At 57.7% G+C, this 1,070-nt stretch carries 1 protein-coding gene; it reads left to right on the forward strand.

Going from position 1 to position 1,070, the window contains the following annotated elements:
• Window positions 1–203: 203 nt before the first annotated feature.
• A partial coding sequence (locus tag AB4Z11_RS32425) for a DUF4347 domain-containing protein (RefSeq protein ID WP_442030393.1) occupies window positions 204–1,070 on the forward strand: 867 nt, incomplete at its 3' end.

Raw genomic sequence — 1,070 nt, forward strand, 5'->3', positions numbered from 1 at the left:
GTTGGGGTGTTTATTCTACGCCTGCTACAGCGCGCAGTCTCACTCTGTTGGTGTGATTTTTTCGGGATATTTGTCATGGGATTCTCACGAAAAATCACGCAAATGTCCTGAGAAGAAAGGTGGTTTACTACCATGCACTAAGCGTTTCCAAGGAGTTAAATGAATTGTCTAACACAACAATTCACCACTTTTGGGGACGAGAAATGGACGCTGCGCGCACCGTATTTCTGGACAGCAATCTGTCCGACTTCCAATCACTGGCCTCTCGCTACGACGCCAGCCAGTTCAATGTGGTGATGCTGACTGATCCGGCGAACGGCATGCAGCAGATTCAGGACTACCTGACCACCCATCAGATCACAGCCGCCAGCATCAACGTCATCTCGCCCGCAGCGGCTACGGACGGCYTGTTTACGCCGCGCGTGGTGTTTGTTGATCCTTCGGTGGCGGACTACCAGGACATCATTGCGGCCCTGCCTGCCAATACGACGGCAGTGGTGCTCGATGCGTCCCAAGACGGCATCCAGCAGATCCGCGATTACCTGGCGCACAACACAGGCAAGGTGTCAGCGATCGATATCATTACCGATATCGCGAGCATGGATGTGGTGTCGCACGGCGCGCCGGGTGAGATCGTTCTTGGCTCCACGGTGCTCAATAGCGACACGGTCGCTGCCTACAGCACGCAGTTGGCGGAGATCGGCAGCCACCTCACTTCCGGCGGCGACATTCTGCTGTATGGCTGCGATGTGGCGGCGGGCACGGAAGGCCAGCAGTTCATTAATCAGCTGGCCCAGGCGACTGGTGCAGACGTGGCGGCGTCCACTGACGCAACTGGCAGCGCGGCGGCAGGCGGTGACTGGGTGCTCGAAGCGTCCACCGGCACGGTCGAAACCGCGGCCCTGCAAGTGGACAGCTTTGCAGGCACCCTGAACGTAACGGCGGCCGCATTCACCGGCATCAACACGGGCAGCGATACCGGCACCAAAGGAGACTGGATCACCAGCAGTCTGACGCCAACCATCGAAGGTACTTACAGCTCCGGCACCGGCAATGCAAAACTGTATATC

Origin of the sequence: Pseudoduganella sp. RAF53_2 (assembly GCF_052113985.1) — a bacterium.
GTDB lineage: Bacteria > Pseudomonadota > Gammaproteobacteria > Burkholderiales > Burkholderiaceae_D > Rugamonas.